Consider the following 13,230-nt stretch of genomic DNA (forward strand, 5'->3'; position numbering starts at 1 on the left):
GCTCGTTCATCTTGTGCGTCCCGCAGGCCTCAGAGCTGCATCTTGATCAGCTCGTCCACGGCGCCGACGACCTTGTTGCGGACCTGCATCAGCATCGAGAACGACAGGCTGGCTTCCTGGCTGGCGAGCATCGCGCCGACCAGGTCGTCGCTCTCCCCGCGCTCGACCGCTTCCATGCGCGCCGCGGCGGCCTGGTCGCGGTCGTCCACGCGCTGCAGCATCTGCTCGAAACCCGGTGTGGACAGGTTATCGCCGGCACCTTGCGACAGCGCCTGGGCGTCCTGCTGCAGCCGCACGCTGTCCTGTTTCAGCAGGGATTCCATCGTCGATTGACCGATGGCCGCATTGAGCGTCAAAGCCGACATACCTTTGCTCCGGGCAAAAAGGGGCCTTGCCACGCCGGACGGCGCGGGTTTTCCCGTGACCATTCATTCACCTCATCCGCCCATTCCTTCTGGTTAATGGCGCGGTTTTGGCATCGATATCTTTCAATCTCCGGGCTGGAGATTCATGACGGATGGAATGTCGCTCTTCTTCTTGTCATCGCGTTGGCTGCGCGTATTTTTGTTGCGACATTTCCTCGACATTTACAGACCGTTTCATTCACGGAAATTCGGACGGAGAAACCCCCTCGCGCCGGATTGGCTGCGATATCGATTCTGCAAATTTCCGGGGAATTTCCGGGGAATATCCGGAACCCATGCGGCGGCGGACCGCATTCGGCCGGTCGACGCTGGCGGAAGCCATCCGACAGTGCCGTCGCGGGCCGGGTCAGGGAATGAAAAGGTGTCTGTGAATGACCATGTCCGTCCTCTCTCTGCAAGACGGGCGCACCTCGGCGAGAGGGCAGGCAGGGTCACAACAGGCCCGGGTGGGGCCTGGCAGGCGAGCGCCTGTGAACCACGCGTCACGCGGCTCGCAGACTCAGGTCTGGCAACCCCGCTATCGTGATCCGGCGCCTGGCTGAAAGAGTTTCAGCTGGCGCCCGACGGTAGACCGGAGGCTTTGCGACCCCGGCTTTCGCTCGGGTGTGCCCTGATGTGTCCGGACTGTAGTCAATGTGAGCGTGCGCAACAAGAACCCTTTTTGCACCGCACCAAAACAGCGTTCGCCGGTGTGACGGATGTCACGAACCGGCGCCGATACTCCCAGGATGGTGATCCGCTACTCGCGCATTTGCCTCGAAATAAGTCGGTTTTGTTTCGGGATTGATAAATGTGAAAAATGCAATCCACCCTGCGCTCGTCGGGATATTAACGACCGGACCGGCGAGCGACTTAAACGCGCAGCTTCCGCGATGTGCGATTCGCGATCGGCGGTTTGTGATTTATTCCCCGCATGTTCCGAACCAGCAGTTCCAATGCTGGCCGAAATCACCATCGATTCCTAGAATTCGCTGGTTATGGCGTGAAATGCATTGGCCGACCGATTGTTGTCCGACTGTTGTCGTACAACAGTTTCATTCAGAACGCCTCCCTTCTTCTCTGGAACCACGGATGAACCAGCCACGCTCCGCCCAGCCGCACCGGCCCGCCGCGCTCGATCCGCGCAGCCTGGGCCGCCCCGTGCATCTGCTGCCGCAGGTGGCGCAGCGCCTGCGCGAGGCGCTGCAGCGCCTGCTCGTGCAGCCGTGGAATCGCCGCTATCACAGCCGCCATGAGCTGCACGCGCTGACGCTGCGGCCGCTGGACGGCGCGGGGCTCGAGGTCGGCGACGTCGGCGACCTCGGCGAAGCGGGCCCGGCGGGGGACTCGCCCCGCTGGCTGCGCACCACGGGGCCGTCGGGCCTGCTGGCCTGCCGCATCGACCGGCCGCTGGTGCTGGCGCTGATGGCCAAGCGGCTCGGCCTGGGCGCGGACACCGCGCTGGCCACCGCCGACACGCCGCCCACCGCGACCGAGGACCGCCTGCTGCACCTGCTCGCCGGCCAGTTCGCCGGCCTGTGCGTGCACTGGTTGGCGCAGGCCTCCCGTCCCGATGGCGGCGCCACGCAAGACCTGACCCCCGCCAGCGATCTGCCGCCGCTGCAGGGCGGCGCCCTGCCCGCCTTCGGCCCCGACGGCTGGGAGTTGATCGCCTCGCTGCGCGACGGCGACCAGGAGGCCACGATCTCGCTCGCCCTGGCCGGCGCCTATCTGTTGCCGCTGCTGCGTCAACTGTCCGCGCAGCACCGTCCGTCGCGGCCCCCGGCGCAGCAGCAGCCGCTGGACCGCCGCCTGGCGCTGACCGTGCAGGCGCGCCTGCTGGAGCGCGAACTGGACCTCGGCAGCGTGCTGGACCTGCGTCCGGGCGCGCTGATCCCGATCCGGCTGACCGATGCGACCGTGATGGTCGAGGGCTCGGCGCTGATGAGCGCGGCCGTGGCCGAACACCAGGGCAAGTTGTGCCTGACCTCTTTCCAAGACCTGGAGTGATTGATGATGAGCGATACCGATCTGATCGCCGGCCTGCTCGACGAACCGATGGCGGAGGACGCCCGCGTGGTCGAGAGCCGACCGGCCGGCCGCGATCTGCCCGCGCTGATGCGCAAGATCCCGGTGACGCTGACGCTGGAGGTCGGCGAGGCGCGCCTGTCGCTGCACGACCTGGCGCAGCTGCAGGCCGACAGCGTCGTCGAGCTCGACACGCTGGCCGGCGCGCCGTTGGTGATCAAGGTGAACGGCACGCCGATCGGGCATGCGGAGGTCGTCGTCAGCGGCGACAGCCACGCGCTGCGCGTGCTCGACATCGACGGGCTGGACCTGGACCGGCTGGGTTCATGAGGACTGCACGCGCGATCGCCTTGGGCGCGGGCGCGATCGCGCTCGCGTCGATCGCGGCCGACCCGGCGATGGCGGCGATCCGCATCGCCGGTGCCGGCGCGGGGGGCGGCGACTTCACGCTGAAGACGCAGGTGCTGGTCATCATGACGCTGCTCGGGCTGCTGCCCGTGCTGGTGCTGATGATGACGAGCTTCACGCGCTTCGTGATCGTGCTGTCGCTGCTGCGCCAGGCGCTGGGCCTGCAGCAGGGCCTGCCGAACCGGCTGGTGACCGGCATCGCGCTGATCCTGACGATCCTGGTGATGCGCCCGATCGGCGCGCAGATCTACGAGCAGGCGATGGTGCCCTACGACAGCGACAGGATCACGCTGATGCAGGCGCTGTCCATCGCGGAGAAGCCGATCTCTCGCTTCATGCTGGCGCAGACCGGCAAGAGCGCGCTGGCACAGATCGCGCAGCTGTCGGGCGAGACGAACGTGGCCAAGCCCGAGGACCACAGCTTCGCGGTGAAGCTCGCCGCCTTCACGCTGTCCGAGCTGAAGACCGCCTTCCAGATCGGCTGCATGCTGTTCATCCCCTTCCTGGTGATCGACCTGGTGGTGTCCTCGGTGCTGATGGCGATGGGGATGATGATGCTGTCGCCGCTGGTGATCTCGCTGCCGCTCAAGCTGCTGCTGTTCGTGCTGGTCGACGGCTGGACGCTGACGGTGAACACGCTGGTGTCGAGCGTGCGCGGGGTGGCGGGATGACGCCCGAGATCGCCGCCGACCTGATCGGCGAGAGCCTGCACCTGACGATGCTGCTGGTGCTGGTGCTGATCCTGCCGGGGCTGGTGACGGGCCTGATCGTGGCGCTGTTCCAGGCCGCGACGCAGATCAACGAGCAGACGCTGGCCTTCCTGCCGCGGCTGCTGGTGACGCTGCTGGTACTCGGGCTGGCGGGCCGCTGGATGGTGGGCCTGCTGATGGACTACTGCGTCTCGATCTTCGAGCGCGCGGCGCAGCTGGCCTCGTAGCCGGACTCGCCGTCGCACTCTGAGCCGCACTCGTCGCCGCACTTGCAGGGAAAGCGCGCCGTGGACATCGACTTCAGCCAGCTCACCGCCTGGCTCAGCGCGCTGTGGTGGCCGTTCTGCCGCATCCTGGCGATGCTGGCCGCGGCGCCGACGATGGGCGACGCCGGCATGCCGATGTCCGCGCGCGTGCTGCTGTCGCTGGTGCTGGCGGTGGTGATGATGCCGGTCGCGCAGTCGACGGCGGTGCACATCCCGGTCTTCTCGATGCAGGGCGTGCTGGCCGCCGCCGAGCAGGCCATCCTCGGCCTGGCCATGGGCCTGACCTTCCACCTGGCGATCGCCGTGATCGGGGTGCTGGGCTTCCTGCTGTCGTCGCAGCTGGGCCTGGCGATGGCGGTGATGAACGATCCGATCAACGGCAGCTCCTCGGACGTCGTCGGCGCGCTGCTCAACATCCTGTGCGTGCTCGCCTTCTTCGGCATGGACGGCCATCTGCTGTTCACCGCGGTGCTGGGAGAGAGCTTCCGCGCCTGGCCGCTGGGCGCCGGGCTCTCGCTGCTGACGCTGCAGAACCTGGCCTACAACCTGGCGTGGGTGTTCTCCGCGGCGCTGCTGCTGGCGCTGCCGGTGGTGGCGGCGACGCTGGTCGTGCAGCTGGGCATGGGCTTCCTGAACCGCGTGGCGCCGGCGCTCAACCTGTTTTCGCTGGGCTACTCGCTGGTCACGCTCTTCGGGCTGTTCATGTTGACGCAGATGCTGGCGCACGTGCCGGCGCACTACCTGCGCATGACGCAGCAGCTGCTGCGGATGCTGGAGCAAGGCATGCGCGGCGTGCCCGAAGTGGCGGGACTGATCGGACCAGGAGGCGTTCATGGCTGAGTCCGACACCGCCGACAAGACCGAGAAGGCCTCCGAGCAGAAGCTGCGCAAGGCGCGCGAGCAGGGCCAGGTCGCGCGCAGCAAGGACATCGGCGCGGCGATCGGCCTGCTGGCCGGCTTGAAGCTGCTGATGATGATCGCGCCGTCCTACCTCGAGGACTTCGCGCGGCTGTTCCGGCTGGCGCTCGCGCCGCTGGACGGCAACGATGCGCTGCAGGGATTGGACGCGCTCTGGGGCGAGGCGGCGCATGAGTCGCTGTGGCTGCTGGCGAAGATGCTGATGCCGCTGCTGGCCTTGCCGGCGGCGGTGATCCTCGCGACGCAGCTCGGCGGCGGCATCGTGTTCTCGCCGTCGCAGTGGGCGCCGAAGTTCTCGAAGCTGAATCCGCTGGGCAACCTCGGCCGGCTCTTCAGCGCCAAGCATTACACCGAGCTCGCCGCGACGCTGATGAAGACCGGCGGCGTGCTGGCCGTGCTGTACTGGGTGACCACGGCCTACGCGGCGCAGTACGTGCAGCTGCAGGCGCTGAGCCTGCCGCTGGCGCTGGCGCGCGCGGCCTCGCTGGTGATGGACGGGTTGCTGACGCTGGCGGCGGTGCTCGCTTTCTATGCGCTGGTGGACGTGCCCTTGCAGCGCCTGCTGTTCCTGCGCAACCAGCGCATGAGCAAGCAGGAGGTCAAGGAGGAATACAAGCAGAACGAAGGCCGGCCCGAAGTGCGCCAGCGCATCCGGCAGCTGCAGCAGCAACTGGCGCGGCGCAGCGTGCGCAAGTCCGTGCCCGAGGCCGACGTCGTCATCGTCAACCCGTCGCACTACGCGGTCGCGCTGCGCTACGACAGCACCAAGGCGGAGGCGCCCTACGTCGTCGCCAAAGGCGTCGACGAGATGGCGCTCTACATCCGCTCCCTCGCGCGCGAGCACCGCGTGCAGCTGCTGGAGCTGCCGCCGCTGGCGCGCGCGCTCTACAACAGCGCGCAGGTGCAGCAGCAGATTCCCGCGTCGCTGTACCAGGCGGTCGCGCAGGTGCTCAGCTACGTGATGCAGCTGAAGGCCTTCCACGCGGGTCGCCGTCCGACCGAACCGAGCCTGGCGGGCGACCTGCCGGTGCCGCGTCATCTCTCCGATCCGGAGTCCGAATGAAGTCCTCCCCGCCCTCCTCTTCTGCATCGTCCGCCGGGCCCGCCCGCTTCGGCCGTTTCGGCCGCCTCGGCCAGCAACTGCGCGACCTGCGCGTGGCGGCGCCGCTGTTCCTGCTGGCCATCCTGGCGATGGTGATCCTGCCGCTGCCGCCGGTGCTGCTGGACGTGCTGTTCACGTTCAACATCGTGCTGTCGCTGGTGGTGATCCTGGTCAGCGTGAACAGCAGGCGGCCGCTGGACTTCTCGATCTTCCCCAGCGTGATCCTGGCGACGACGCTGATGCGGCTGTCGCTGAACGTCGCGTCCACGCGCGTGGTGCTGCTGCACGGCCACGAGGGCACGCACGCGGCGGGCAAGGTGATCGAGGCTTTCGGCAACGTCGTCATCGGCGGCAACTTCATCGTCGGCCTGGTGGTGTTCGTGATCCTGATGGTGGTGAACTTCATCGTCGTCACCAAGGGCGCGGAGCGGATCTCGGAGGTCTCGGCGCGCTTCACGCTGGACGCGCTGCCCGGCAAGCAGATGGCGATCGACGCCGACCTCAACGCCGGCCTGATCAACCAGGAGCAGGCGCAGAAGCGGCGACAGGAGGTCGGCACCGAGGCCGACTTCTACGGCGCGATGGACGGTGCGAGCAAGTTCGTGCGCGGCGACGCGATCGCGTCGATCCTGATCCTGCTGATCAACCTGGTGGGCGGTGTCGCGATCGGCGCGCTGATGCACGGCCTGTCGCTGGGCGAAGCGATCCGCCAGTACGGCCTGCTGACGATCGGCGACGGCCTGGTCGCGCAGATCCCGGCGTTGCTGCTGTCGGCCGCGGCCGCGATCATCGTGACGCGGGTCAGCGACTCGGGCGAGTTCGAGCAGCAGGTCAGCGACCAGATGCTGGCGTCGCCGCAGGTGCTGTACAGCGCGGCGGGCGTGATGGGCGTGCTGGCGCTGATCCCCGGCATGCCGTGGCTGGCGTTCGGTGCGTTCGCGGTGGCGCTGGCCTATGCGGCGTGGCGGATGGGGGACCGGTCGCGCGACCGCATCCAGCCGGCGGCGCCGGTGGAGAGCGCGCTGGTCGCCGGCACGCCGCCGGAGATCGACTGGCGCGCGCTGCCCGTGGTGGAAGCGGTGTCGGTGAGCCTGGGCTACAAGCTGGTCGGCCTGATCGATCCGGCGCAGGGCGCGCCGCTGCAGGCGCGGGTGCGCGGGATGCGGCAGTCGCTGAGCGAGTCGCTGGGCGTGCTGCTGCCGACGCTGTCGGTGCGGGACGATCTCTCGCTGAAGCCGAGCCAGTACGCGATCTCGCTGAGCGGCGCGGTGGTGGCGCAGGCGGAGGTCTATCCGGACCGCCTGATGGCGATCGCGTCGGGCCAGGTGTGGGGCGACGTGGACGGCATCCCGGGTTTCGATCCGGCGTACGCGATGCCGATCACGTGGATCGACACCGAACACAAGGCGCACGCGCTGGGGCTCGGTTACCAGGTGGTGGACGTGGCGAGCGTGGTCGCGACGCACGTGTCGAAGGTGCTGCGCGAGCAGTTGCCGGAGCTGCTGAAGTTCGACGACATCGCGGCGCTGATGGAGCGCCTGAACGCGATCGCGCCCAAGCTCGGCGGTGCGCTGGACAAGGCGTACACGCACGCGCAGCTGCTGAAGGTGATGCGCCTGCTGCTGGCCGAGGGCGTGGCGGTGAAGGACATCCAGAGCATCGCGTCGACGCTGGTCGAGAACGCGGAGGCGACGAAGGATCCGGTGCTGCTGGCGGCGGAGGTGCGCTGCGCGCTGAAGCGGCAGATCGTCTCGCAGCTGCAGGGGCCGCAGGGCGCGCTGGGTGCGCTGAAGGTGTTCAACCTCGGCAGCGATCTGGAGAACCACCTCTTGAATGCGCTGAACCAGGCGCGCGCGGGCGGCGCGAAGGTGCAGCTGGACAGCTACCCGGTGGATCCGCAGCTGCTGTCACAGCTGCAGCAGCACATGCCGGGGGCGCGGGACCAGATGAAGTCGCTCGGCGCGCCGCCGGCGCTGCTCGTCATGCCGCAGGTGCGGCCGCTGCTGGCGCGATACGCCCGGCTCTTCGCGCCCGGGCTGGCGGTGCTGTCGTACAACGAGGTGCCGGATCAGAAGGAGATTGCGGTGGTGGGGACGCTGGGGTGAACATCTCGGCCGATGCGATCCTGCGGGCCCCACAGCCGTTGCTTCGCCGGGTGGATGACCTGTTCGTAGGTGACCGAAAGTCGACGCTTGGCCATGGATGTGGTGCAAGACGTGCCGGAAAAGGCGGCGAACAAGAACACGATGTTCTGACTGCCAACCTGCATCAACGCGGCGGCGGCCGCCGCCGAGGTCCTCTGTGCAGAATCAGTCTGTTGATCACGGCCGCGACGATCGGCGCTCCGAGCATGCCGGCGTCGATCAGAAGGCGATGCTCCATGTAGGGGAGACGGCCCAGCGCCGCCATGCAGATGAGTGCCGCCGCGATGGGGATGGCGGCGATCGCTTTCAGGAACGCAGGCCGTTCCGCGAAGGTGACGGCCGTGGCGCCGGCAGCCCAGATCGCGACGGCACCGGTGAGGATGTACAGGACCGATGGATCGCCCACGCTTCAGCTCCGTTGGAGTCCATCATCCGCGTGGCCGGCTTCAGCCGCAGCCAAGAACCCAGAACGGGCCGCTGCGAAATCGCCTCGCGAGTACTCGTCGAGCGCCTGTGCTTCCGCTCGAACCATAGGACTGACCTCCGCCGGAGCGCGGTCAGTCATCGCGGCACTTCAGATGGGGGTTCTCGGCGCGCTGCCTCAGCTTCTTCGCGCTCGACTTCTTCTATCGTTTCTCGGAACAGGGCTTCGATCTCCGGGTCGATATCGCCGAATTCGCGGAACCCGTGCTTCTCCGCCGACAGGCGCAGCGCCTCCTCGGTCGACATGGGCCGACACACACGCGCAGCGATCTCCCAGGGTTTCATGGTGTCACCTCAATGTTTCGCTCCATCGCATAACGACGGAAGTGGTCCCAACTGCGAGAAGGTTCCTTCAACGGAAACTCCAGCTGGGTCGAACGTCCGAAGCTTAGCCAAAACTTTCGACCTCCACGGGTACGCAACAGGTCAAGCAGGTCTAGGCAATCTCGGCTGTCATCCGGTAAAGCAGGGTGTTCCAGCAGATCCACCGGCAGCAGCGCGTTGAATCCCATGCTTGCCCACGCGTAGTAGCCGACCATCGCCATAGGCCCCGTCATCGAGCTCGAATCCCCTACCGCGTTGACAACCACCTTCGTGAAGAGCGAGAGCCGTTTCGCCTCGTGCAGTTCGATGGCCACGCTCCGCGTCCCGATTCCCTGGCGTCGAAACTTCGACCGAAGGACGAAGGCCGCATTTTCAATCTCGAAGACGTATCCGCCATCGATCGCCTGACTGATCCGGCGGACCAGCGGCTCACACAGCAGATCCTGATTGGTGACCTGCAGCTCAATCTGCCCATCAGAGTTCGGTACAACTTCGAGGTGACTGCCCTTCGGCGCGCCAGACAGCCGAATCAGCTCTTCGTCCGAGTACCACCCATGCAACTCGGGCGCACGAGTGACCCGCACCATCGACACATCAAACCACTTCTTCGTGACCTCATCCATCCGTACTGCTCCGCGACAACAACGATGCAGAAAGTCTGGAGCTGCTGGTTCCTCCCGGAATCGAACGAAGACGTTTTGGTGAGCGCGCTTTGACCAAACACCGGTGACAACCCACCTCCGGGTGTGTCGCGACGGGCCCGCTTTACACGGGCTTTCGCCCCTCGAAACCTCGAAAGACTTTTTCCAACGGTCGCCCGCGAAGCACTCTGTTGCGTGGCGCAACGGCCGTCGCGGCTTCCGCAGAAATACATTGGCAACAAACCCGCCAATGAGCCGCCTCCATGCAGAAGCAACGCCTCCTCCGCCGTCCGTTCACGGGCATGAGCCCGATCGCCGCGGCGTTCTCGCTGGCGATCCTCACGGCCTGCGGAGGCGGATCGGGGTCGAGCGAGGCCTCGCCGCCGCCGGTGGCAACCACTCCGCCACCGACTGGGGCCAGCTCGCCGACTACGCCGGAAACGCCGTCCACACCGACGACACCAACAACGCCGACTACGCCAACTACGCCGACGACTCCGCCGAATCCGGAAACGCCGACCACCACGCCGACACCTGCTCCCGTGCCGCCTGCCGGGACGGACGAGCCCCAGACGGCCGCCACCTTCACCGCCACCGACACCGAGCTCCCCAACCCCGAGCGCGGCTTCTACCGCTGGACCTGGGCCAACCTCGACACCTTCACCCGCGCCGACGCCGATGACGCCTACAAGGCCGGCTATCGCCTGCTCTTTTCCAAGCTGGACCTGTCGGCCTATCGCGGTTCAGACCTGACCCCGGCGCTCCTCGCTCAAGTGGAGACGGCGCTCGGCCATGCGCGCGCCGCCGGCGTCAAGCTCGTGATCCGCGTGGTCTACAACTATCCGGAATCGGAAGTCGACTACCAGAACGCCAAGGACGCGCCGCTGTCGCGCGTGCTCGCCCACATCACGCAGTTCAAGCCGGTCCTGCAGCGCAATGCCGACGTGATCGCGTTCATGCAGGCAGGCTTCATCGGCGCGTGGGGCGAGTGGCACACCTCCTCCAACAACCTGACCGCCCCGGCCAGCCGCAAACAGATCCGCGATGCGCTGCTCGCCGCGCTGCCGGCAAGCCGCTTCATCCAGCTGCGTTATCCGCCGTATGTGATGGACGGGACGCCGACGCTGCCGCCCTTGAGCGCCGTGCTGACCGGCGGTCTGCGTGTCGGCGTTCACAACGACTGCTTCCTCGCCAGCAAGACCGACGTCGGCACCTACGACGAGGACACGGCCACCGCTGCGAAGCAGCGCGACTACGTCGACCGGTTGGGCGACCTCGCGCCCTTCGGCGGCGAGACCTGTAACCCGGCCGACGAAGCCGGCGCCGTGCCGCGCAGCCAATGCGCCGACATCCTCGCCGAGGGCGCCCGCTACAACCTGACCTACCTCAACGACGAGTACTACCGCACCGCCTTCCACGACAAGTGGGTGCAAGGCGGCTGCATGGCCGAGGTACGCCGGAAGATGGGCTATCGACTGGCGCTGGTGAAGGCGTCGCACGCGGCGTCGGTCACGCGGGGTCAGACCTTGAGTGCGCGTCTGGACCTGCGCAACGACGGATGGGCGCGCGTGTTCAATCCGCGCGGCGTGCAGCTCGTGCTCAAGAACGCCACGAACGGCGAGGTGCGCCGCATCGATGCGTCGGGCGCCGACCCGCGCACGTGGCTGCCCAGCGGCGTCGACCAGGCCGCGACGCTCACCGCGTCCGTGCCGGCCGACCTGCCGCTTGGCCGCTATCAGGTCAGCGTGGCGCTGCCGGACGGCGACGCCCGTCTGAGCGGTGATGCGCGCTTCGCCATCCGCTGGGCGAATGCAGACAACGCCGCCTCGGGTCAGCGCTGGGATGCGACGCTGGGCGCCTTCTCGCTTGGCACCGTCGTCGACGTGAAGTGACGCGCTCGTCTCCCTCTCCCGCTTGCGGGAGAGGATCTTCGATCAGCGCGCAGCCACCGCCACCGCGTGCAGCCGACCGATGGCCGTCACCCGCTGCAGTCGCTTCAAGGCCTGATGGGCTGACGGTCCGTCGCAGTCGTCGTATTCCAACGTGGCGGCCAAGGCGTCGCGCAGTCGCGCGATGTCATTCGCAGCCGCAGCCCGTCGGAACCAGACGCTGAAGCACAGCGAGGACAGCGCCGCCTGCTCGCGCTCCTCCAGCGCGAGGAAAGCCCGTTGCCAACGCGGCACGAGCGGCCTCGGCGACAGGCGCCGCAACAGGTCGCCATCGAGCCGATGCCGCATGTTCAGGGCCTGCTCCGCCATCAGCGGCTCCGCGGGCGGCTCCCTGCCCGCCTGCAGCGCGACAGCGCACAGCATGCCCATCACGAGGTTCGCGTGATACGAGGTGCGCTGCACGACGTCCTCATGCGCGAGGCCGTGTCCAGTCGCCGCCATCCATCGCGCATGGTCCGGCCCGGGCAGGAAACCCTGCGCGTCCTGCGCGCTCGCCAGCACGTCGAAGGCGAAGACCGCCACCGGGCTCCAGGGCTGCTGCAGCATCGGCCAGGTCCACAGCAACTCCGCCGCGAGGTCGAAGTTGTCCGCGTCGAGTGCCGCGGCCAGTCCCGCCTCCGCCTCGGCGAGGATCTCCTCCACCGGTCGCGGCAGGTGCACCGGACGCCGCCCCATGTCGGAGGCATACATCACCACGTGCGTGAACATGTAGAGGTCCAGCGTCGAGCACCCCAGCACGTCGAGCGGCCAGGCGATGCAGGTGCTCATCAGCAGCTCTTCATCGATGGGCTCGACATCGACGCGGCCGCGCCGGATCTGATCGAGCCACGCGCATTCGAGCTGGTGATTCGGCAGCCGCTCCGGCCCGCAGGCCTCGTTGCCATCGAGGATGTCGCCGAGCAGGCGATCGAACGCCTCGTCCGGATACCCCGCGTCGCCGAGGAACAGATGCGCCGACGCATGCTCCAGCGCGCAACCCGCGTCGTTGCACAGGCGCTCCCGCACCCTCGCCCCGCGCGCCTGCGCCACGAGCTGCACCGCGAGCAGGCGCGCCTCGACCTCGAGCGTCTCGTCCTCCCCGCGCAAGGGCGCCGTCGTGCGCAGCAGCATGGCGGCCTCGCCGACGACCTTGCCCAGCACCAGCGCGGCCGGCGCCTCGGTGCCGCCTTGGGCGAGGACCTCCTCCTCCGCGGCCACGGCCGCCTTCAAAGTTCTCCGGGCCAGGCGCACCGCGAGGTGCACGCGGCCCAGCAGGTCGTCCCGACGCCGGGTCGCGACCGACCGCCTGCCAACCATCGGCCGGACACTGGGCATCGAGACGACCGCGCTCATGGCGTCACTCGCGCAGTTGAGGGACGTTGCGCAGGATGTCCAGCTCCGGTCCCGGCCAGCCGCAGTTCCAGATGGCGTGGCGGTTGATGATGGTCACCAGCGGTTCGCCCTGCAGCAGGGCACGCTCGCCGAACTTGGCGAAAGTCGCGCTGACCGCGTCGATGTTGATGGCCTTGCTCTCGACGAGCGCTTCGATGACTTGCTGCTGGAATGCGGTTCTCGCTTCGGTTCTCATGGCTGACTCCTTGGTAATGCCGTGAAGAGGCCTGCGTACGACCTCGGCGCATCGGGAACAAAGCGGACTGCTTCCCCTCGATCGCCTACCGGTTGTAGATGCCGCTCCCGCGACCCACTACCCCTAGCTCTCCCCCCTCTGAAGTGGTCCCTCCAATGGGCGCCCGCGAATGAGCGCCCCCCATTGGGGGACACCAGAAGCACCGCCGCATCGATTCCGGCGACTGCCCGCCATCGCCAAACCTGCTCGATGTCGGCCCCATGTCCTGCGCGAAGAACGATTAGGT

General features: G+C 67.5%; 14 protein-coding genes and 1 riboswitch. Of the genes, 8 read left to right on the forward strand and 6 right to left on the reverse strand.

What is annotated here, in order from left to right; genetic code table 11:
- Positions 1–29: 29 nt before the first annotated feature.
- Positions 30–365 (reverse strand): flagellar hook-basal body complex protein FliE, encoded by a 336-nt coding sequence (gene fliE, locus AC1VNM_RS12450; RefSeq protein WP_483107114.1) that lies wholly within the window; start codon positions 363–365, stop codon positions 30–32.
- A gap of 564 nt (positions 366–929) precedes the next feature.
- Positions 930–1,045, reverse strand: a riboswitch (cyclic di-GMP riboswitch).
- Between the two features lie 451 nt (positions 1,046–1,496).
- Here fliE and AC1VNM_RS12455 point away from each other — a divergent pair.
- The 7 genes from AC1VNM_RS12455 to AC1VNM_RS12485 are packed head-to-tail and all read left to right on the forward strand — an operon-like array spanning position 1,497 to position 7,941.
- Positions 1,497–2,414: a FliM/FliN family flagellar motor switch protein gene (locus tag AC1VNM_RS12455; protein WP_483107115.1), complete on the forward strand. Its 918-nt coding sequence runs from the start codon at positions 1,497–1,499 to the stop codon at positions 2,412–2,414.
- Positions 2,415–2,420: 6 nt separating this feature from the next.
- The gene (locus AC1VNM_RS12460) at positions 2,421–2,762 is read left to right on the forward strand and encodes a FliM/FliN family flagellar motor switch protein (protein ID WP_377153193.1); all 342 of its coding nucleotides are present in this window, start codon (positions 2,421–2,423) and stop codon (positions 2,760–2,762) included.
- The gene (gene fliP, locus AC1VNM_RS12465) at positions 2,759–3,511 is read left to right on the forward strand and encodes a flagellar type III secretion system pore protein FliP (RefSeq protein WP_483107116.1); all 753 of its coding nucleotides are present in this window, start codon (positions 2,759–2,761) and stop codon (positions 3,509–3,511) included. The genes AC1VNM_RS12460 and fliP overlap by 4 nt, the downstream gene beginning before the upstream one ends.
- Positions 3,508–3,777, forward strand: a complete 270-nt coding sequence (fliQ, locus tag AC1VNM_RS12470) for a flagellar biosynthesis protein FliQ (RefSeq protein WP_377153189.1) — start codon at positions 3,508–3,510, stop codon at positions 3,775–3,777. The genes fliP and fliQ overlap by 4 nt, the downstream gene beginning before the upstream one ends.
- A gap of 60 nt (positions 3,778–3,837) precedes the next feature.
- Positions 3,838–4,656 (forward strand): flagellar biosynthetic protein FliR, encoded by an 819-nt coding sequence (locus AC1VNM_RS12475; RefSeq protein ID WP_483107117.1) that lies wholly within the window; start codon positions 3,838–3,840, stop codon positions 4,654–4,656.
- Positions 4,649–5,797, forward strand: a complete 1,149-nt coding sequence (gene flhB / locus AC1VNM_RS12480; protein WP_483107118.1) for a flagellar type III secretion system protein FlhB — start codon at positions 4,649–4,651, stop codon at positions 5,795–5,797. The genes AC1VNM_RS12475 and flhB overlap by 8 nt, the downstream gene beginning before the upstream one ends.
- A complete protein-coding gene (locus AC1VNM_RS12485) occupies positions 5,794–7,941 on the forward strand; it encodes a flagellar biosynthesis protein FlhA (RefSeq protein ID WP_483107119.1) in 2,148 nt (715 codons plus the stop codon). The genes flhB and AC1VNM_RS12485 overlap by 4 nt, the downstream gene beginning before the upstream one ends.
- A gap of 163 nt (positions 7,942–8,104) precedes the next feature.
- Here the strand turns inward: AC1VNM_RS12485 and AC1VNM_RS12490 are convergent, their stop codons facing one another.
- The 3 genes from AC1VNM_RS12490 to AC1VNM_RS12500 form a co-directional block, all read right to left on the reverse strand.
- Positions 8,105–8,386, reverse strand: coding sequence for a hypothetical protein (locus AC1VNM_RS12490; protein ID WP_483107120.1), 282 nt, complete (start codon positions 8,384–8,386; stop codon positions 8,105–8,107).
- Between the two features lie 155 nt (positions 8,387–8,541).
- Positions 8,542–8,748 carry a hypothetical protein gene (locus AC1VNM_RS12495; protein WP_483107121.1) on the reverse strand — a complete coding sequence of 69 codons (207 nt, stop codon included), beginning with the start codon at positions 8,746–8,748 and terminating at the stop codon, positions 8,542–8,544.
- Positions 8,745–9,410, reverse strand: a complete 666-nt coding sequence (locus tag AC1VNM_RS12500) for a hypothetical protein (protein WP_483107122.1) — start codon at positions 9,408–9,410, stop codon at positions 8,745–8,747. Before AC1VNM_RS12500 ends, AC1VNM_RS12495 begins: the two co-directional genes overlap by 4 nt.
- Before the next feature lie 281 nt (positions 9,411–9,691).
- Here AC1VNM_RS12500 and AC1VNM_RS12505 point away from each other — a divergent pair, with 281 nt between their 5' ends.
- On the forward strand, positions 9,692–11,320 hold the full coding sequence (locus tag AC1VNM_RS12505) for a DUF4832 domain-containing protein (protein ID WP_483107123.1): 1,629 nt from the start codon (positions 9,692–9,694) through the stop codon (positions 11,318–11,320).
- A gap of 42 nt (positions 11,321–11,362) precedes the next feature.
- Here the strand turns inward: AC1VNM_RS12505 and AC1VNM_RS12510 are convergent, their stop codons facing one another.
- Both AC1VNM_RS12510 and AC1VNM_RS12515 read right to left on the reverse strand, forming a co-directional pair.
- Positions 11,363–12,709 carry a DUF6895 family protein gene (locus tag AC1VNM_RS12510; RefSeq protein WP_483107124.1) on the reverse strand — a complete coding sequence of 449 codons (1,347 nt, stop codon included), beginning with the start codon at positions 12,707–12,709 and terminating at the stop codon, positions 11,363–11,365.
- Positions 12,710–12,713: 4 nt separating this feature from the next.
- Positions 12,714–12,944 (reverse strand): hypothetical protein, encoded by a 231-nt coding sequence (locus AC1VNM_RS12515; protein WP_377153175.1) that lies wholly within the window; start codon positions 12,942–12,944, stop codon positions 12,714–12,716.
- Positions 12,945–13,230 lie beyond the last annotated feature (286 nt).

It is taken from the genome of Mitsuaria sp. MSU3D, from assembly GCF_056867975.1.

Coding starts and splice junctions, on each gene's coding strand:
- AC1VNM_RS12495 (WP_483107121.1), bottom strand. CDS start 8,748: ATGAAACCCTGGGAGATCGCTGCGCGTGTGTGTCGGCCCATGTCGACC.
- AC1VNM_RS12505 (WP_483107123.1), top strand. CDS start 9,692: ATGCAGAAGCAACGCCTCCTCCGCCGTCCGTTCACGGGCATGAGCCCG.
- AC1VNM_RS12510 (WP_483107124.1), bottom strand. CDS start 12,709: ATGAGCGCGGTCGTCTCGATGCCCAGTGTCCGGCCGATGGTTGGCAGG.
- fliP (WP_483107116.1), top strand. CDS start 2,759: ATGAGGACTGCACGCGCGATCGCCTTGGGCGCGGGCGCGATCGCGCTC.
- flhB (WP_483107118.1), top strand. CDS start 4,649: ATGGCTGAGTCCGACACCGCCGACAAGACCGAGAAGGCCTCCGAGCAG.
- fliE (WP_483107114.1), bottom strand. CDS start 365: ATGTCGGCTTTGACGCTCAATGCGGCCATCGGTCAATCGACGATGGAA.
- AC1VNM_RS12515 (WP_377153175.1), bottom strand. CDS start 12,944: ATGAGAACCGAAGCGAGAACCGCATTCCAGCAGCAAGTCATCGAAGCG.
- AC1VNM_RS12460 (WP_377153193.1), top strand. CDS start 2,421: ATGAGCGATACCGATCTGATCGCCGGCCTGCTCGACGAACCGATGGCG.
- fliQ (WP_377153189.1), top strand. CDS start 3,508: ATGACGCCCGAGATCGCCGCCGACCTGATCGGCGAGAGCCTGCACCTG.
- AC1VNM_RS12485 (WP_483107119.1), top strand. CDS start 5,794: ATGAAGTCCTCCCCGCCCTCCTCTTCTGCATCGTCCGCCGGGCCCGCC.
- AC1VNM_RS12455 (WP_483107115.1), top strand. CDS start 1,497: ATGAACCAGCCACGCTCCGCCCAGCCGCACCGGCCCGCCGCGCTCGAT.
- AC1VNM_RS12500 (WP_483107122.1), bottom strand. CDS start 9,410: ATGGATGAGGTCACGAAGAAGTGGTTTGATGTGTCGATGGTGCGGGTC.